Here is a 14987-nt window from a genome sequence, read left to right as displayed (position 1 = left end):
GCCAACCGGCCCGCGCTGGCGGCGTGCCTTGCGCACGCGCGCGGCCAGGGGGCCGAGCAGTTTGCGCTGCTGGGCGACCTGGTGGGCTACGGCGGCGAACCGGCGGCCGTGCTCGACGACATCATGGCGCTGGCTGCGCAGGGCGCGTGGGTGGTGCAGGGCAACCACGACGCCATGGCCCTTTCGCCCCCTGCCGCCGCCCAAAGCCGCGGTGCCCTGGGCGCGCAATGGACGCATGACCAGTTGCGGCCCGAGCACATCGCCTTTCTGCAGTCCTTGCCCCTGACCACGCGCATGGACAACACCGCCCTGCTGGTCCACGCCAGCGCCGACCAGCCCGCCCAGTGGCGCTATGTGGAAGACTCGGGCGCTGCCGAGCGCAGCATGACCGCCGCACAGGCGCTGGACCCGGCCATCCGCTACGTCTTCAGCGGCCACGTGCATGGTCAGTCGCTGTACTTCATGACCCCCACCGGCAAGCTCATGCGCTTTGCGCCCGAGCCCGGCGTGGCCCTGCCCGTGCCGCCGCACCGCCAGTGGCTGGCCATTGCCGGGTCGGTGGGCCAGCCGCGCGATGGCGACCCCCGCGCCATGTACGCCCTGTTTGATGATGCCGCGCGCCTGATTACCTTCTACCGCGTGCCCTACGACCACGAGGCCGCAGCAGCCGCCATCCGCGCCGCCGGGCTGCCCGCCTTCTATGCCGACCGGCTGGAAAGCGGCCTCTGACGGCGTCTGCCGCCCATCGGACGCGCCACACGACATGCAAGCGCCTTTGGCCACAGCCCCCCGCCCTGCACGATGAAAAAGCTGGAACCCGGCACCGAGATCGACGGCTTTCGGGTGCGCCAGTGCATCCACGCCGGTGGCATGGCCCACATCTATGCCGTGGATTACGCGCAGGCAGGCCGCAGCAGCGGCTTTGCCATGGTGATGAAGATCCCGCGCATGACGGTGGGCGACGGGGCCGAGACCATCGTGAGCTTCGAGGTCGAACTGCAAATCCTGCCCGTGCTCACCGGCCCGCATGTGCCGCGCTTCGTGGCCGCGGGCGACCTGAGCCGCCTGCCTTACCTCGTCATGGAATACGTGCCCGGCCAGACATTGCAGCACTGGCTGGACCTGCCCGAGCGCCCCAGCGCCGACACCACGGCCCGCCTGGGCGCGGCCATGGCCCACGCCGCGCACAGCCTGCACCAGCAGAACGTGTGCCACCTGGACCTCAAGCCCGCCAACGTGCTCATCAAGGATGACGGCAGCGCCGTGCTGCTGGACTTCGGCCTCTCGTGCCACGCCCACTACCCCGACCTGCTGGCCGAAGAAATGCGTCAGGCCGTCGGTTCGCCCGCCTGGATTGCGCCCGAGCAAGTGGTGGGCGTGCGCGGCGACCCGCGCAGCGACATCTTCGCCATCGGCGTCATGCTGTACGAGCTGGCCACCGGCGAGCTGCCCTTTGGCGCGCCCACCACCCGCGGCGGCATGCGCCAACGCCTGTGGATGCCACCGCCGCCGCCGCGCAAGCACCGCCCGGACACGCCGCCGTGGCTGCAAGAAATCATCCTGCGCTGCCTGGAGCCCGAGGCCGCGCAGCGCTACCCCTCGGCCGCGCACCTTGCGTTGGACCTGGCCAACCCCGCCAGCGTGCTGCTGACCGAGCGCAGCGAGCGCATCCGGGGCGAGCCGCTGCGCACCCTGGTCAAGCGCTGGTTCCGCGCGGCGGGCATGGAGTACCGGCCCAGCCCCCTGCCCACGCAGCAGATCGAAGACACCCCCATCGTCATGGTGGCCGTGCCCCACACCGATGTGACCGACGCCACGCTGTACTCGCTGCGGCAGGCCGTGGGCCGTTCCCTGGGCATCCGGCCCGGCGCACGGCTCGCTTGCGTCACGGTGATCTCGCCGTCGGCCAGCAGCCTGACCGACACCGAGCGCAGCGAAACCACCCTGCACCGCCAGCACACCGCGCGCCTGCGCCAGTGGGCCCAGGGCCTGGACCTGACCGGCCACCCGGTGAGCTACCACGTGCTCGAAGCCAGCGACGTGGCCCAGGCGCTGGTGCGCTACGCCGCCAGCAACCACGTCAGCATGATGATTGTGGGCGCAGCCACCCACGGCCTGCACACCCAGCGCTTCATCGCCACCGTGCCCATGCGCGTGGCGCGTGACGCGCACTGCACCGTCATCCTGGTCAAACAGGCCTTGCCCTTCACGCAGCTGGCCCAGGCGGGCGACGACTGAAGAGCCAAGAGCACCAAACACGAAGTGCTCACTCACTCACACCGCCATCCTGCCCGGCACAGCCGCCCCATTGCCGTCGCCCATGCGCGCCCCGGTGCGCACGGCGGCGACAATCGGGCATGCCCCACCAGCCCCCCGACCACCGCCAGCCCCCTGTGGCAGCCGCCCCGCAACCCTCGGCGGGCGACGCCGACCTGCACCCCTACGCCCGCCTGCACCCCTACGCCCGCCTGACCCCCGACCAGGTGCTGGACGCGCTGGCCAGCGTGGGCCTGCATGGCGACGGTCGGCTCATGGCCCTGTCGTCATACGAAAACCGCGTCTACCAGGTCACGCTGGAAGACGGCGCACGCGTGGTGGCCAAGTTCTACCGCCCCGGCCGCTGGAGCACGGCGCAGATCCTGGAAGAACATGCCTTTGCCGCCGAACTGATGGCGGCCGAGGTGCCGGCCGTGGGCCCCATGGTGCTGAACGGCCAGACCCTGCACCAGCATGACGGGTTTGCGTTTTCCGTCAGCCCCTGGCGCGGCGGCCGACAGCCGGAGCTGGATGACTTTGAGGTGCTCGAGTGGATCGGCCGCTTCCTGGCCCGCATCCACACCGTCGGCGCAGCGCAGCCCTTCGTGCACCGGCCCGCGCTGAACCTGCAGAGCTTCGGCATCGCGTCGCGCGACTGGCTGCTGGCGCACCACATCATTCCGCTGGACATGCAGTCCGCCTGGCGGGACGCATGCAGCAAAGCTATTGAATTAATAGCTGCGAAAGCAGGCGCATCAAGCGCGGGTGGTGTTTTTGGTTTAGAAAATGCCACATCCATCCGCCTGCACGGTGACTGCCACCCCGGCAACATCCTGTGGACGCCCCTGGACGAATGGGGCCGTGGCGGCCCGCACTTTGTAGACCTGGACGATGCCCGCATGGGCCCGGCCGTGCAGGACCTGTGGATGCTGCTGTCGGGTGACCGCCGCCAGCGCACCCACCAGCTCGGCGCACTCATCGAGGGCTACGAACAGTTTCGCAGCTTCGACCGGCGCGAGCTGGCCCTGATCGAGCCGCTGCGCACGCTGCGCCTCATCCACTACAGCGCGTGGCTGGCGCGCCGCTGGCAAGACCCGATCTTTCCGGTGAACTTTCCGTGGTTTGGCAGCAGCGACTACTGGCGCGGCCAGATCGACATGCTGATCGAGCAAAACGAGGCCATGCAAGAGGCGCCGCTGGTGGCGTGATCGAGCCCAGGATTCCGTCCCCGACTGCATGGCCGGGGCCACCCTGCGCGCCGAGGGTGGCCAAGCCGCCGTGAAACAGCCTACACCAGCAGCGCGTTCACCCGCTTGACATACGCCGCCGGGTCTTCCGGCAGGCCGCCTTCGGCCAGCAGCGCCTGGTCGAACAGGATGTGGGCCAGGTCGTGGAAATGCACGCTGCCGTCGAGCTTTTTGACCAGCGCGTGCTCTGCGTTGACCTCCAGCACGGGCTTGGTCTGCGGCGCTTCCTGCCCGGCCTGCTTGAGCAGGCGCGCCAGTTGGGTGCTCATGCCGTCATCCTGCACGACCAGGCACGCGGGCGAATCGACCAGGCGGGTGGTCACGCGCACGTCTTCGGCCTTGTCCTTCAGGGCCTCTTTCAGCTTGGCCAGTACGGGCTTGAAGGCTTCGGCGGCTTCTTCTGCGGCCTTTTTCTCGGCTTCGTCCTGCAGCTTGCCCAGGTCCACCGCACCCTTGGCCACGCTTTGCAGCGGGGTGCCGTCAAACTCGTGCAGGTAGTTCAGCGCCCACTCGTCCACGCGGTCGGTCATCAGCAGCACCTCGATGCCTTTTTTCTTGAAGACTTCAAGCTGCGGGCTGTTCTTGGCGGCGGCAAGCGTTTCGGCGGTGATGTAGTAGATCGCCTCCTGGCCTTCCTTCATGCGGGCCTTGTAGTCAGCCAGGCCCACGCTCACGGTGTCGCTGGTGGTGCTGGCAAAGCGCAGCAGCTTGGCCAGGCGTTCGCGGTTGGCAAAGTCCTCGCCCAGGCCTTCTTTCAGCACAGCACCAAACTCAGCGTAGAACCTGGTGTACTTGCCCTCCTTGGCCTTGTCCTCCTCGCTCACCACATCCGTCACGCCGTCGGCGCCTTCGCCCGCGGTGTGCTTGTCGTGCTTGGCCAGGTCTTCCAGCATGCTCAGCACGCGCTTGGTGCTGCCTTCGCGGATGGCGCGCACATCGCGGCTTTCCTGCAGCAGTTCGCGGCTCACGTTCAGCGGCAGGTCGCTCGAGTCGATCACGCCTTTCACAAAGCGCAGGTAAGTGGGCATCAGCGCTTCGGCGTCGTCCATGATGAACACGCGCTTGACGTACAGCTTCACGCCCGCCTTTTTGTCGCGGTTCCACAGGTCAAACGGCGCCTTGCCAGGGATGTACAGCAGTTGCGTGTACTCGGTGTTGCCCTCCACCCGGTTGTGCGACCAGGTCAGCGGCGCATCGTGGTCGTGGCTGATGGCCTTGTAGAAGTCGGCGTACTGCCCGTCGGTGATGTCTTTCTTGGGTCGCGTCCACAGGGCACTGGCCTTGTTGATGGTTTCCCACTCGTCGGTCTTGACCATGCCGCCGGGCTGGCGGCCGCCGTTTTGGTCACCCGGGTTGATGAGCTCGCCGTCTTTCCACTCTTCCTTTTCCATCAGGATGGGCAGGCTGATGTGGTCGGAATACTTGGCGATGACCTGCTTGAGCTTCCAGGCGTTGAGGTATTCCTCGGCGTCGTCGCGCAGGTGCAGGATGACGCTGGTGCCGCGCTCGGCGCGGGTGATGGTCTCCACCTCAAAGTCGCCCGTGCCGCCGCTCACCCAGCGCACGCCTTCTTCGGGCTTGAGGCCAGCGCGGCGAGACTCCACGGTGATCTTGTCGGCCACGATGAAGCCGGAATAAAAGCCCACGCCAAACTGGCCGATGAGCTGGGCATCCTGCTTTTGGTCGCCGCTGAGCCGGCCCATGAAGTCCTTGGTGCCGCTTTTGGCGATGGTGCCCAGGTGGTCGATGGCCTCCTGCTGGCTCATGCCGATGCCGTTGTCGGTGATGGTGAGCGTCTTGGCGGCCTTGTCAAAGGTGACGCGCACTTCCAGGTTGGGCGCATCCTCGAACAGGGCGGCCTGGTTCAGCGCTTCAAAGCGCAGCTTGTCGCAGGCATCCGACGCATTGGAGATCAGCTCGCGCAGAAAAATCTCCTGGTTCGAATACAGCGCGTGGGTGACGAGGTGCAGCAGCTGGGCCACTTCGGCCTGGAATGACAGGGTTTGCTTGCTCATGGGTTTTGACGTGCGGGTAGTACAAATACGAACAACTGACAACGCCCCTGACATAGGGGCGCAGGTAGCGATCTCAAGGGGGTGGAGCTGCGCACCGCCACGGCCAGGCGGCCGCCGAAGCACGTGCCGAGCCGCGGTCAGCCTGCCGAGGTGATGCGCTTGACCAGGGATTGCAACACGAGATCCGCCTTGTCATTGGCCACCTGGCAGCTGCCGGCGGCCGCATTCCCTCTGCCGCCAAATTCCAGCATCAGGTTGCCCACATGCGTCTTGTTGCTGTGGTCCAGGATGGATTTGCCCATGGCCAGTACCGTGTTCTGCTTTTGCAGCCCCCACAGCACGTGGATGGAAATAGTGCATTGCGGGTACAGCGCGTAGATCATGTACCGGTTGGTGGCCCAGATGGTCTCCTCGTCGCGCAGATCGAGCACCACCAGCTTGCCGATGCAGATGGCACAGCGCTTGAGCTGCTCCTGGGCCATGGGCGCGTGCTCACGGTACAGGTCGACGCGTTCCTGCACGTCAGGCAGCTTCAGGATGTCTTCGATGGTGTGGTGGCGGCAGTACTGGATGAGGTCCATCATCAGCGTGTAGTTGCTGATGCGGAAATCACGGAAACGGCCCAGCCCCGTGCGCGAATCCATCAGGTAATGGAGCAACACCCAGCCCTGCGGGTTCAGGATGTCTTCGCGGGAGTAGTTGGCCGAGTCAGCCCGATCCACCGCCGCCATCATGTCGTCGGTGATGCGCGGAAACGCCGCCTTGCCCCCGTAGTAGTTGTAGACCACCCTTGCCACCGACGGGGCATGCACTTCGATGATGTGGTTTTCATCGCGCCTGCCGGAGTTGAGCACGGCTTCCGATTCGTGGTGGTCAAACACCAGATGCGCGCCCGGCACATAGGGCAGGTTGGTGGTGATGTCGCGATCGGTGATGGCGATCTTTCCGTCCTGCATGTCCTTGGGGTGCACGAAGGTGGTCTCATCGATCAGGTTCAGCTCATTGAGCAGCACGGCGCACACCAGCCCGTCAAAGTCACTGCGGGTCACGAGACGGTATTTCACGACGCTCACATCTCTCTCCTGTTATTGGCTCGGTTTGATCCGAAACCCGTAGATGGTAGCCGCGCTCCGGGCTGATGCAATGCCCGCTGTCTGGAAAAAATCGCCCCCCATAGGCCCGCCGTCATGCTTTGGGCCTGCGCGGGGCCAGCCAGCGCGCCAGTTGCCGGGCCACGCGTGCATCGCCCAACAGGGCCACATGGCCCAGCTGGTAGAACACGGCCTGCCTTGATTTTGAAAAGCCCAGCACGCGGGCCGGATCATCATGCACGCCCAGGGCACTGCGCACAGGCACCAGCCCATCGCCCAGCAGGACCCGCGCGGCCGGGCTGCGCTGCGGCGACAGCGTGGCCGCGACGGCGTAGCAGGCCACACCTGCTGGCAGCGGGACGGGCGTGCGGCGGTCCGGCTCCTTGCGGAACCGGTCACGCCCCTGCCAATCCGCATCGAGGACGAAACCGTAGCGCAAGTCGGTGATCCCGGCACTGCGCAGGCGGGCCAGTTGGGCAAACGGGCGCGAATAGCTGGAACGGCCCAGCAGCACATGGACCCACTGGCCGGCGCGCTCCAACGGCGCTCCGTGGTGGGGCGTACCCAGAAACACCAGGTGGCGCAGCAGCGGCAGCCAGCGGCCGCCGGTCTTGCCCCCGTCTTGGCGGGATGCATTCGCCGCATGATGGCAGGCGCTGCGCGCTACCAGCCCACCCATGCTGTGGGCCACGATGGCGATGTCGGTCACCGCAACCGGCCAGGACGCGACCAAGGCCTCCAGACCATCCGACAACGCAGCACCGTTGACCGATATGTGCAGACCCGTGTTGTAGCGAAGGTAGACCGGGGTATAGCCCAGTTCACGCGAAAGGAAGGCCCCATGATCATGGCCGCCCTGGTTCCAGTAAAGGTCGTTCATGCACAAGCCATGCACCATCACCAGGAGCTTGCCGGATACGGTGCCCGCATCGGCCAGCGCCTGGGTGTCAAGCGGCAGCCCGCGCTGGTACAGGCCCATGCGCGTGCACAAGGGGTTGCCATCGAGTTCCAGCCGGTCGCCCATCACGCCGTTGAGCGCGGCCAGCACGGCCTCGCGCTCCCACCGCACGGGCTGGAGATCGTCACCCGCCGAAAAAAATGGTTCGAGACGGGCCAGCCCGGCCTGCAAGCCCGCGTCCACCAGGTTCGCCACGCCGCGCACGCTCTGGTAGACCAGCCCCGTCAGGCCGCGCGTGCTAGCGGGCTGGTCCCCCCCGGGCAGCCCCATGGTGCCCAGCACGGCCTGGTGCACGCCCTCGGCCACCCGGCTGACGCGGACCGTGGCCTGCGCGGCCAGCCGGGCCACACCGCGCAGGTCGGAGGGGCGTAGCTGACCGAGCAATCCTGGCCGCGCGGCGTCCCCCGACGCGCCCGTATCGCCGCGCTCGCGACCGGCGGGACTAGGGGACTTGCGGTGGTCAGATGGGGGCATGGAGACGGCGTTTGGCAGGGTGTACAGGGGTTTCGGGCGGGTGGACAGCTGGCGCGCTGCTCTCAGCCCAAAAACGGCAGTTGACCGCTTGTCATCTTGCCGCACACCGCGTGGACGCGGGACTTGGGTTGTTTTTGCAACCTCACCTTGGGGGTGACAGCGCTATGCACTTGCCAGCACCGCTTTTGGAGCGCCATGCGGTGTTGCTCCTCCTTGCAGGCACGAGCCTGCCGCGTCGTCGCACCTTGCCTGGCACCCCAACAGCAGCGCTGGCAAATGCATCCAACTGCCGTTTTTTGGCTCAGAAGCGCTCATGGGCAGACAGATAACGCCAGTGCCCCACCGGAAGGTTGCCCAAAGTCACGCCGCCGATGCGGATGCGCTTGAGCCCCACCACCTTCAACCCGACCAGTTCGCACATGCGCCGGATCTGGCGCTTCTTGCCCTCGGTGAGGACAAACCGCAGTTGCTCGGGGTTTTGCCACTCGACCCTGGCGGGCTTGAGCGCCTGCCCATCGAGCGAGAGCCCGTGGCACAGCCGGGCAAGCTGATCGGCAGGGAAGGCTGACTGCACGTTGGTGGCCACCGCGCCGTACTGCACGCGCACCAGGTATTCCTTGTCCACCGTGGAATCTTCACCGATCAGCTGGCGTGCCACTCGGCCGTCCTGCGTCAGCACCAACAGGCCCACCGAGTCGATATCCAGCCGCCCGGCAGGCGCCAGCCCGCGCAGCTGGGGTGGCGAAAAACGCTGGCGGCTGGGGTCCTCGCGCCAGCGGGTGCGCGGGTTGATCAACGCAACGGCAGGCGTGTGCCCATCTTCGGCCTGACCGCTGACGTAGCCCATGGGCTTGTGCAGCAAGATGGTGACGCGTTGGCCCTGCAAACCCTGGGCCACCCTGTCGACCTCGATGCGGTCGGTGGGCAACACCTGCACCCCCATCTCGGCCACTGTGCCGTTGACCTTGACCCAGCCTTGCGCGATCCAGTCGTCTGCCTCGCGCCGCGAACACAGGCCCAGTTCCGCCATGCGCTTGTTCAGACGGGAGGTGGGCAGGCCGTTGGACGCCAGGGGCGCCGGCGCACGCACAGCAGCCTGGCGAACCGGCGCCACAAAGCCAGCCGATGCCGTGCGATAGCCGGTGGGCGCAGGGGCCCGCGACGGGCGGGGCGGCGCAGCGGGCCGCGGGGACGCTGCCTTGGGAGCCAGGTCAGGGCGGCGAAGCACCGCCCGCTGGGCAGGCACGGGGCTGGGCGCAGGCCCGTCACTGGCGCACGGGGCGGCGGCTGGACCAGACGGCGGGCGGGGCGGAGAATTCGGCATGGTGTGTATTTTCGCCTGCGGCTTCAGGTGTGCTGGCGCACGACCGAATCAACCCACGCACCGAAGCCCGGTACCGCCCTGTCAGACGGCGGCTTGTGCGTCGGCACACCAGATCAAAAAGTCATTGACCGGCACGGGCCGCGAGATGTGGTAGCCCTGCGCTTCATCGCAGGACAGCCCGCGCAGCTGCTCCAGGATATCCGCCGTCTCCACGCCCTCGGCCACGACCGTGAGCCCCAGGTTGTGGGCCAGGTCAATGGTGGAGCGCACGATCATGGCGTCATCACCGCCCTTGGCCATGCCCATCACGAACGATTTGTCGATCTTGAGCTCATCGACCGGCAGGCGCTTGAGGTACGCCAGCGAGGAATACCCCGTCCCGAAATCGTCGATGGATAGCTTAAAACCCTGCTCCGACAGACGATTGAGCATGGCTTCGGCGCGCTGTGGGTCATCCATGATCGCGCTTTCGGTGATTTCCAGGCAGAACGCGCTGGCCTTGACGCCATGGCGCAACAGGATGCTGGCGAGGCGGTTGCTCAGATCGGGGTCGAGCAGGTCGCGGGTCGACAGGTTCACCGACACGCGCAGCCCTTCCAGCTGCACGGAATGCGCCGCCAGCAGGCGCGCCACGGCCTCAAAGATCCACAGGGTCAACTGCCGCACAAAGCCCGTCTGCTCGGCAAACGGGATGAACTGCACCGGCGGCACCAGCCCGCGCTGCGGATGCTGCCACCGCACCAGGGCCTCTGCGGCCATCGCGCCCGCTGCCTGCAAAGGCACCTTGGGCTGCAGGTACAGGCGCAACTCATCGTGCTCCACGGCGCGGCGCAGTTCGGTGAGCAGGGACAGCGTTTGCGTGCTCGCAAGGTTGAACGATTCGTCGTACTGCAAGGCACCGCTGAGCTGATGCTTGGCGGCATACATGGCGATTTCCGAATGGCTGAGCAGCGCATCGGCGTCGGCCGCGTCGGCCGGCCAGCAGGCGATGCCGATACCGGCACTGACGTCCACCGTCTGATCTTCCAGCGCCAGCGGATCTTCAAACGCATGGATGATCTTGTCCGCAACCATCCGTGCCGTGGCCGCCGTGGCCCCGTGCAGCAGCAGAGCAAATTCGTTGCCCCCCAGGCGCGCCACCACGTCAGCCTCGGATGTGACCTGCGTGCGAAGCCGGTCGGCCACCGCCTGCAACAGACGGTCGCCATAAGCGTAGCCCAGAACATCGTTCACATGCTTGAACCGGTCCAGGTCCAGCGTCAGCACTGCCAGCGGCTGCACCGCCCGGTCATGGCTCCCCATGGCCTGGACGACGGCCTCCCGAAACCGTTCACGATTGGGCAAACCCGTCAGGCGGTCCCAGTAGGCCAGCCGCCGTATCTCGTGTTGCTGGCTGCCAATGGCCACGCGCATCTGGTCGAACGAACGGGCCAGATTACCGATTTCATCGGTGCGCCCGATGTGCTCCAGCGGCACGTCGTATTCCCCCCGGGACAAGCGCTGGGTGGCCGTGAGCAGCGAACGCAACGGAATGGTCACCCACCGTGCCACCAGGCCTGTGCCCACGGCAAACAGCGCCAGACCCGCCACGGTGATCATCGCCAGCAGCACCTGCAACCGGCGGTAGGGCGCCACCACCTCGTCCACCGACCGCAGCAGCAAGGTACGCACATCGGTGCCCTTGCCCGCGCTCATCAGCCGGACATCCCGCGCCAGCAGGGTCCCCTCTGGCGTGACCAGCGCGTCGGCCACCATGCCCTGGCCCTGGAGTTGGGCGAGTACCGACGCAGGCAGCGTGCTCACGGGCAGCTCTACGCTGGCGTCTGCGCCGCGCACGGACAACACGACATGCACGGACATGAGCTGGCGCATCTCGTCTGCCAGCATCTGGGTGATGGGAAACCCCATCAGCACCCAACCCACCACCACCGGCGCCCGCATGGGCACAAGGACAAACTGGTAGGGGATTCCGCCGATGACGGCAATCTGGCTGCCCCAGGGCTCCTCGGCCAGGGGCGGCACCACGTCACGCAGGGTGGCAGGAAAGGATTCCATGCCCTCGGCAAGGCTGACCGCACGCAAGGCGAGGTCCATGCCAAGCCATGCCGTCACGGCCGCGCCAATGCGGCTGCCCTGGTTTTCAAGCACCGACTGAATCGTTTCCTCGTCGCCCGAATGCACGGCAGAGCGAAAGGCATAGTCAGCCACCAGCAGCGCGGCCCCCTGGCGCAGCCGGTCGGCGTTCTGGTCGAGCAGACGACGCCAGATGCGCTCGTCAAGATCCAGTGCATGCTCGATTTGCGTGCGGGCGTTGTGGTCGATGCCGGCCCGCACCACCCCAAAGCCTGCGGCCTGCACGATGAGCAAAAGCAACAGCGATATCCCGACCAGACGCAGGATCAGGCTGCCACGGGCCCAGCGCCATCGCTCGTTCAAGGTTGTAATCCTGTAACGCGCACGCTGGCCTGGCTCACGGCCGAAGCGCCGACCACCAGCGCCTGCTCGAGTGCAGGCGCACCTATCGGCAAGCGGGCATGCCATGTCCGCAAGGTGTACCTGCCCGGGGGCACGCCGTCGATCCGCGCCTTGCCGGCAACGGCGTCGGACTGCGCAAAGTACGGGGTGTCCACAACCACCACCCACCCGACCATCCGATCGTGAATGTTGCAGCCCAGCACCACCACGCCCGACTGGTCAAAGTGCACCGGGTTGGAAGGCGTGCCTGAATACAGCTTGAGTTCGAACTTCTTGGCCGGGGAAAACGAATACACGTGGTGCCGCACCTTGTCGCGGTTGGGAAACAGCACCTCGGTGCCCGTGGGCACCACCATCACAGCCGGCAAAAACTGGCGCCCTTCCTGCACGATCTCCGCGCCAACCAGGGGTTTGACCAGCCTACGCGCCTCGGGCGACTCCAGGAAAACCACCGCATCGGATAGGGGCGTCCCCGCCGCGTCGGTCACATCGATCTCCAGCGCGGCGGCCTGCACAAGCCCTGCAACCAGGCTGGCAGCGAACAGCAGGCACGGGCGCGCAGGCAACAGGACACGAACGGCCATCAGAAACTCCCCATAAATTGTTGCAATTTATACACTGCGGCTTAGGGCGGTGGAACCCATTGTCAAATGTCGATACACGGGCGGGCTGGGGCTCGCTCAGGTATTGGCGCCGTGAAAACAACCTGGCGCTCCGCCCCCTGCCTTCAATGGCAGCTATGCAAATTACACATATAAAGATCCACAAGCCTCATGACACATTTTGTAAAATTTATCTACACTGCCGCGGCGAATGTCACGCACCGCGCGGGCTAGTGCAGGCATTGTTATTGCATACTTCCCACAGCGCCTGCGATCGTCGCACGTTCGATACTTAAGGACCGCCCATGCCACTGCCCGCCATCAAATCGCTCTCGATCTCTAGCCGTCTCGGACTCGGCTTCGGATGTCTTCTGGTTCTGCTGATTGCAGTGGCTGCTGTTGGCCAGTTGTCCCTGGGTAAGGTGCACGATCAGATGCAGCTCATTACTGGGCCGGGCGCGCAGAAGTCCAAGCTGATCAACAGCATGCTTGAAACCGTGAGCGCCATCGGCATCCAGAGCCGGTCTGCCGCCATGCTCAACGACATCGACTCCAAGCAGTCGCGCCAGCAGATCGAGGCCGTAGGCAAAAGCATCAAAGAGTACTCCCGGGAAGAGGCGGAACTGGTAGAGGCACTCACGAAGGGCAGTGCAGCGCCGCAGCAGCTCAAGCTGCTGGAAGAAGTCCAGGCACTGGGCCGAAAGACCCTGCCCGAACTCGCCACGGCCATCAAAGCCATCGACGAAGGCGATACGGTGGGCGCCACCTTGTCGTTGATGACGCGCGTCGCACCCAGCGAGAACGCCTGGCGCGCCAAGTTGCGCGAAATGATCGAACTGCAAAACACCCTCAACGCCGAGGCCACGCTGTCCGCCCAGCAGACGCAAAGCCGTGCCCGCACGGCGGGTATCCTGCTGGTGGTGCTGGCGATTGCGCTGGGCGGGCTGATCGCGTGGCGCATCACGGTCAGCATCACGGCGCCGATTGGTCGGGCCGTGGTGGTGGCCGAGCGCATTGCCAGCGGTGACCTGACTTCGCAGGTGGAGGTTCGCATCCACGACGAGACCGGCCGCCTGCTCGACGCCATCGCTGCCATGCAGGAACGCTTGCGCTCGCTGGTCGGAGAGATCGGACAGACCGCTGATTCCATCCTGGTGGCCAGCTCAGAGGTCGCCTCGGGCAACCTGGACCTGAGCCAGCGCACCGAGCACACGTCGCACAATCTCCAAAGCGCAGCCTCTGCGCTGGCCGACCTGACCGGCACGGTCACGCAAAGCGCCGATTCGGCCCGGCAAGCCAACCAGCTGGCATCCACGGCCTCTGAAGCGGCTACGCGGGGCGGCGAGGTGGTCTCGCAGGTGGTGAGCACCATGGACACCATCAGCGCCAGCTCGCGCAAGATTGCTGACATCATCAGCGTCATTGATGGAATCGCCTTCCAGACCAACATCCTCGCGCTGAACGCGGCGGTGGAAGCTGCCCGCGCAGGGGAGCAAGGCCGGGGCTTTGCCGTGGTGGCCAGTGAGGTGCGCAGCCTGGCCGGGCGCTCGGCGAATGCGGCCCGCGAAATCAAGGCCCTGATCGGCGCGAGCGTGGAACAGGTGCAACAAGGCAGCACCCTGGTCAACCACGCGGGTAAAACCATTGAGGACCTGGTGCTGTCGGTCCGACGTGTGTCGGACATCATGGGCGAGATCACGGCCGGCACGCAGGAGCAAAGTCAACGCATTGGCAACGTCAGTCAATCCGTGGGGGAGCTGGAAGACATGACACAGCAAAACGCAGCGTTGGTGGAGGAAGGGGCTGCCGCTGCCGAAAGCCTCAAGGAACAGGCTGGGCGTCTCACCCAGATGGTGAGTGCCTTCCGTCTCCGGCGTGACGACGGCAACCACACCAGCGGGGCGGGCTTCCCGCCCGCCGCACCGCCGGCCGCCGTGCCTGCGCCAGCCCGCAGCGTAGGCAACCGCCCGATTGCATCAGCCAGGGGGAATGCCCCCGCCTTGCCGCGCGGCTGACGCCCGTTGCGCGCACCGCTACTCCCTGCCCCGCGGCGCGCGGTCGCGTCACAAGCCCGGCTGCGGGGGGCTGGCTTCAGCCAGAAGTCACGCTGGATCTGAGTGCAGCCAGGTCCAGCACGCGCACCCCGCCATACTCGACGCGAATCGCGCCCTGGGCTTGCAGGGTGGCGAGGGCCTCGTTCACCCGCTGCCGCGACAGCCCCACCAGATACGCCAGCTCTTGCTGGGTGATGCGCAGCACCTCGCCCACGCCCGGGTACAGCAACGGATTGAACAAGGACGCAAGGCTGCGGGCCACGCGCACATCAGGGTTGTTGATGCGATCAATTTCACGTGCAGCAATGAATTGGCCAAGCCGTTCGTTGAGCTGGTTCATCACAAACCGGTTAACCCGAATATTTCACGGCAATTGGTCGAAGGCGGAGCGAAGCGAGTTTTTCTGTTGATTTTGGGCTGCCAAGTGCTCTGGCCAGGGCTTTGATGTGCTGCAAAAGGCTATGGCGTGGTAACCAGGCACACCGGCCCCC

At 66.0% G+C, this 14987-nt stretch carries 10 protein-coding genes and 1 pseudogene; 4 read left to right on the top strand and 7 right to left on the bottom strand.

Translation table 11 applies throughout. The features are described 5' to 3' along the window. The 3 genes from ACK543_RS13990 to ACK543_RS13980 form a co-directional block, all read left to right on the top strand. The coding region (locus ACK543_RS13990) for a metallophosphoesterase family protein (protein WP_409943454.1) at positions 1-729 on the top strand (729 nt) is incomplete at its 5' end. A gap of 72 nt (positions 730-801) precedes the next feature. Beyond that, on the top strand, positions 802-2238 hold the full coding sequence (locus ACK543_RS13985; RefSeq protein ID WP_409943453.1) for a serine/threonine protein kinase: 1437 nt from the start codon (positions 802-804) through the stop codon (positions 2236-2238). 119 nt (positions 2239-2357) lie between these two features. Beyond that, positions 2358-3464: a serine/threonine protein kinase gene (locus ACK543_RS13980; RefSeq protein ID WP_409943452.1), complete on the top strand. Its 1107-nt coding sequence runs from the start codon at positions 2358-2360 to the stop codon at positions 3462-3464. A gap of 80 nt (positions 3465-3544) precedes the next feature. Here the strand turns inward: ACK543_RS13980 and htpG are convergent, their stop codons facing one another. The 6 genes from htpG to ACK543_RS13950 all read right to left on the bottom strand — a co-directional run bounded on the left by htpG (position 3545) and on the right by ACK543_RS13950 (position 12424). After that, complete coding sequence (htpG, locus tag ACK543_RS13975) at positions 3545-5518, bottom strand: molecular chaperone HtpG (RefSeq protein ID WP_409943451.1); 1974 nt, start codon at positions 5516-5518, stop codon at positions 3545-3547. Positions 5519-5655: 137 nt separating this feature from the next. Beyond that, entirely contained in the window at positions 5656-6591 is a 936-nt protein-coding gene (locus ACK543_RS13970; protein ID WP_409943450.1) for an exopolyphosphatase, read from the bottom strand. A gap of 112 nt (positions 6592-6703) precedes the next feature. Then, complete coding sequence (locus ACK543_RS13965) at positions 6704-8041, bottom strand: esterase/lipase family protein (RefSeq protein WP_409943449.1); 1338 nt, start codon at positions 8039-8041, stop codon at positions 6704-6706. A gap of 301 nt (positions 8042-8342) precedes the next feature. Next, positions 8343-9365 carry a pseudouridine synthase gene (locus tag ACK543_RS13960; RefSeq protein WP_409943448.1) on the bottom strand — a complete coding sequence of 341 codons (1023 nt, stop codon included), beginning with the start codon at positions 9363-9365 and terminating at the stop codon, positions 8343-8345. A gap of 81 nt (positions 9366-9446) precedes the next feature. Beyond that, positions 9447-11801, bottom strand: coding sequence for a putative bifunctional diguanylate cyclase/phosphodiesterase (locus tag ACK543_RS13955; protein ID WP_409943447.1), 2355 nt, complete (start codon positions 11799-11801; stop codon positions 9447-9449). Further along, positions 11798-12424, bottom strand: a complete 627-nt coding sequence (locus tag ACK543_RS13950; protein WP_409943446.1) for a methylamine utilization protein — start codon at positions 12422-12424, stop codon at positions 11798-11800. Before ACK543_RS13950 ends, ACK543_RS13955 begins: the two co-directional genes overlap by 4 nt. Before the next feature lie 323 nt (positions 12425-12747). Here ACK543_RS13950 and ACK543_RS13945 point away from each other — a divergent pair, with 323 nt between their 5' ends. Then, complete coding sequence (locus ACK543_RS13945; protein ID WP_409943445.1) at positions 12748-14457, top strand: methyl-accepting chemotaxis protein; 1710 nt, start codon at positions 12748-12750, stop codon at positions 14455-14457. A gap of 76 nt (positions 14458-14533) precedes the next feature. Here ACK543_RS13945 and ACK543_RS13940 read toward each other — a convergent pair. Beyond that, a pseudogene (locus ACK543_RS13940) lies at positions 14534-14860 on the bottom strand (Crp/Fnr family transcriptional regulator); the annotation flags it as partial. Between the last annotated feature and the right edge of the window lie 127 nt (positions 14861-14987).

This window comes from Acidovorax sp., from assembly GCF_046341535.1.
Lineage (GTDB): Bacteria > Pseudomonadota > Gammaproteobacteria > Burkholderiales > Burkholderiaceae_C > Acidovorax.
This window is presented reverse-complemented; position numbering and strand designations above follow the sequence as displayed.

Coding starts and splice junctions, on each gene's coding strand:
- htpG (WP_409943451.1), bottom strand. CDS start 5,518: ATGAGCAAGCAAACCCTGTCATTCCAGGCCGAAGTGGCCCAGCTGCTG.
- ACK543_RS13965 (WP_409943449.1), bottom strand. CDS start 8,041: ATGCCCCCATCTGACCACCGCAAGTCCCCTAGTCCCGCCGGTCGCGAG.
- ACK543_RS13960 (WP_409943448.1), bottom strand. CDS start 9,365: ATGCCGAATTCTCCGCCCCGCCCGCCGTCTGGTCCAGCCGCCGCCCCG.
- ACK543_RS13950 (WP_409943446.1), bottom strand. CDS start 12,424: ATGGCCGTTCGTGTCCTGTTGCCTGCGCGCCCGTGCCTGCTGTTCGCT.
- ACK543_RS13985 (WP_409943453.1), top strand. CDS start 802: ATGAAAAAGCTGGAACCCGGCACCGAGATCGACGGCTTTCGGGTGCGC.
- ACK543_RS13980 (WP_409943452.1), top strand. CDS start 2,358: ATGCCCCACCAGCCCCCCGACCACCGCCAGCCCCCTGTGGCAGCCGCC.
- ACK543_RS13945 (WP_409943445.1), top strand. CDS start 12,748: ATGCCACTGCCCGCCATCAAATCGCTCTCGATCTCTAGCCGTCTCGGA.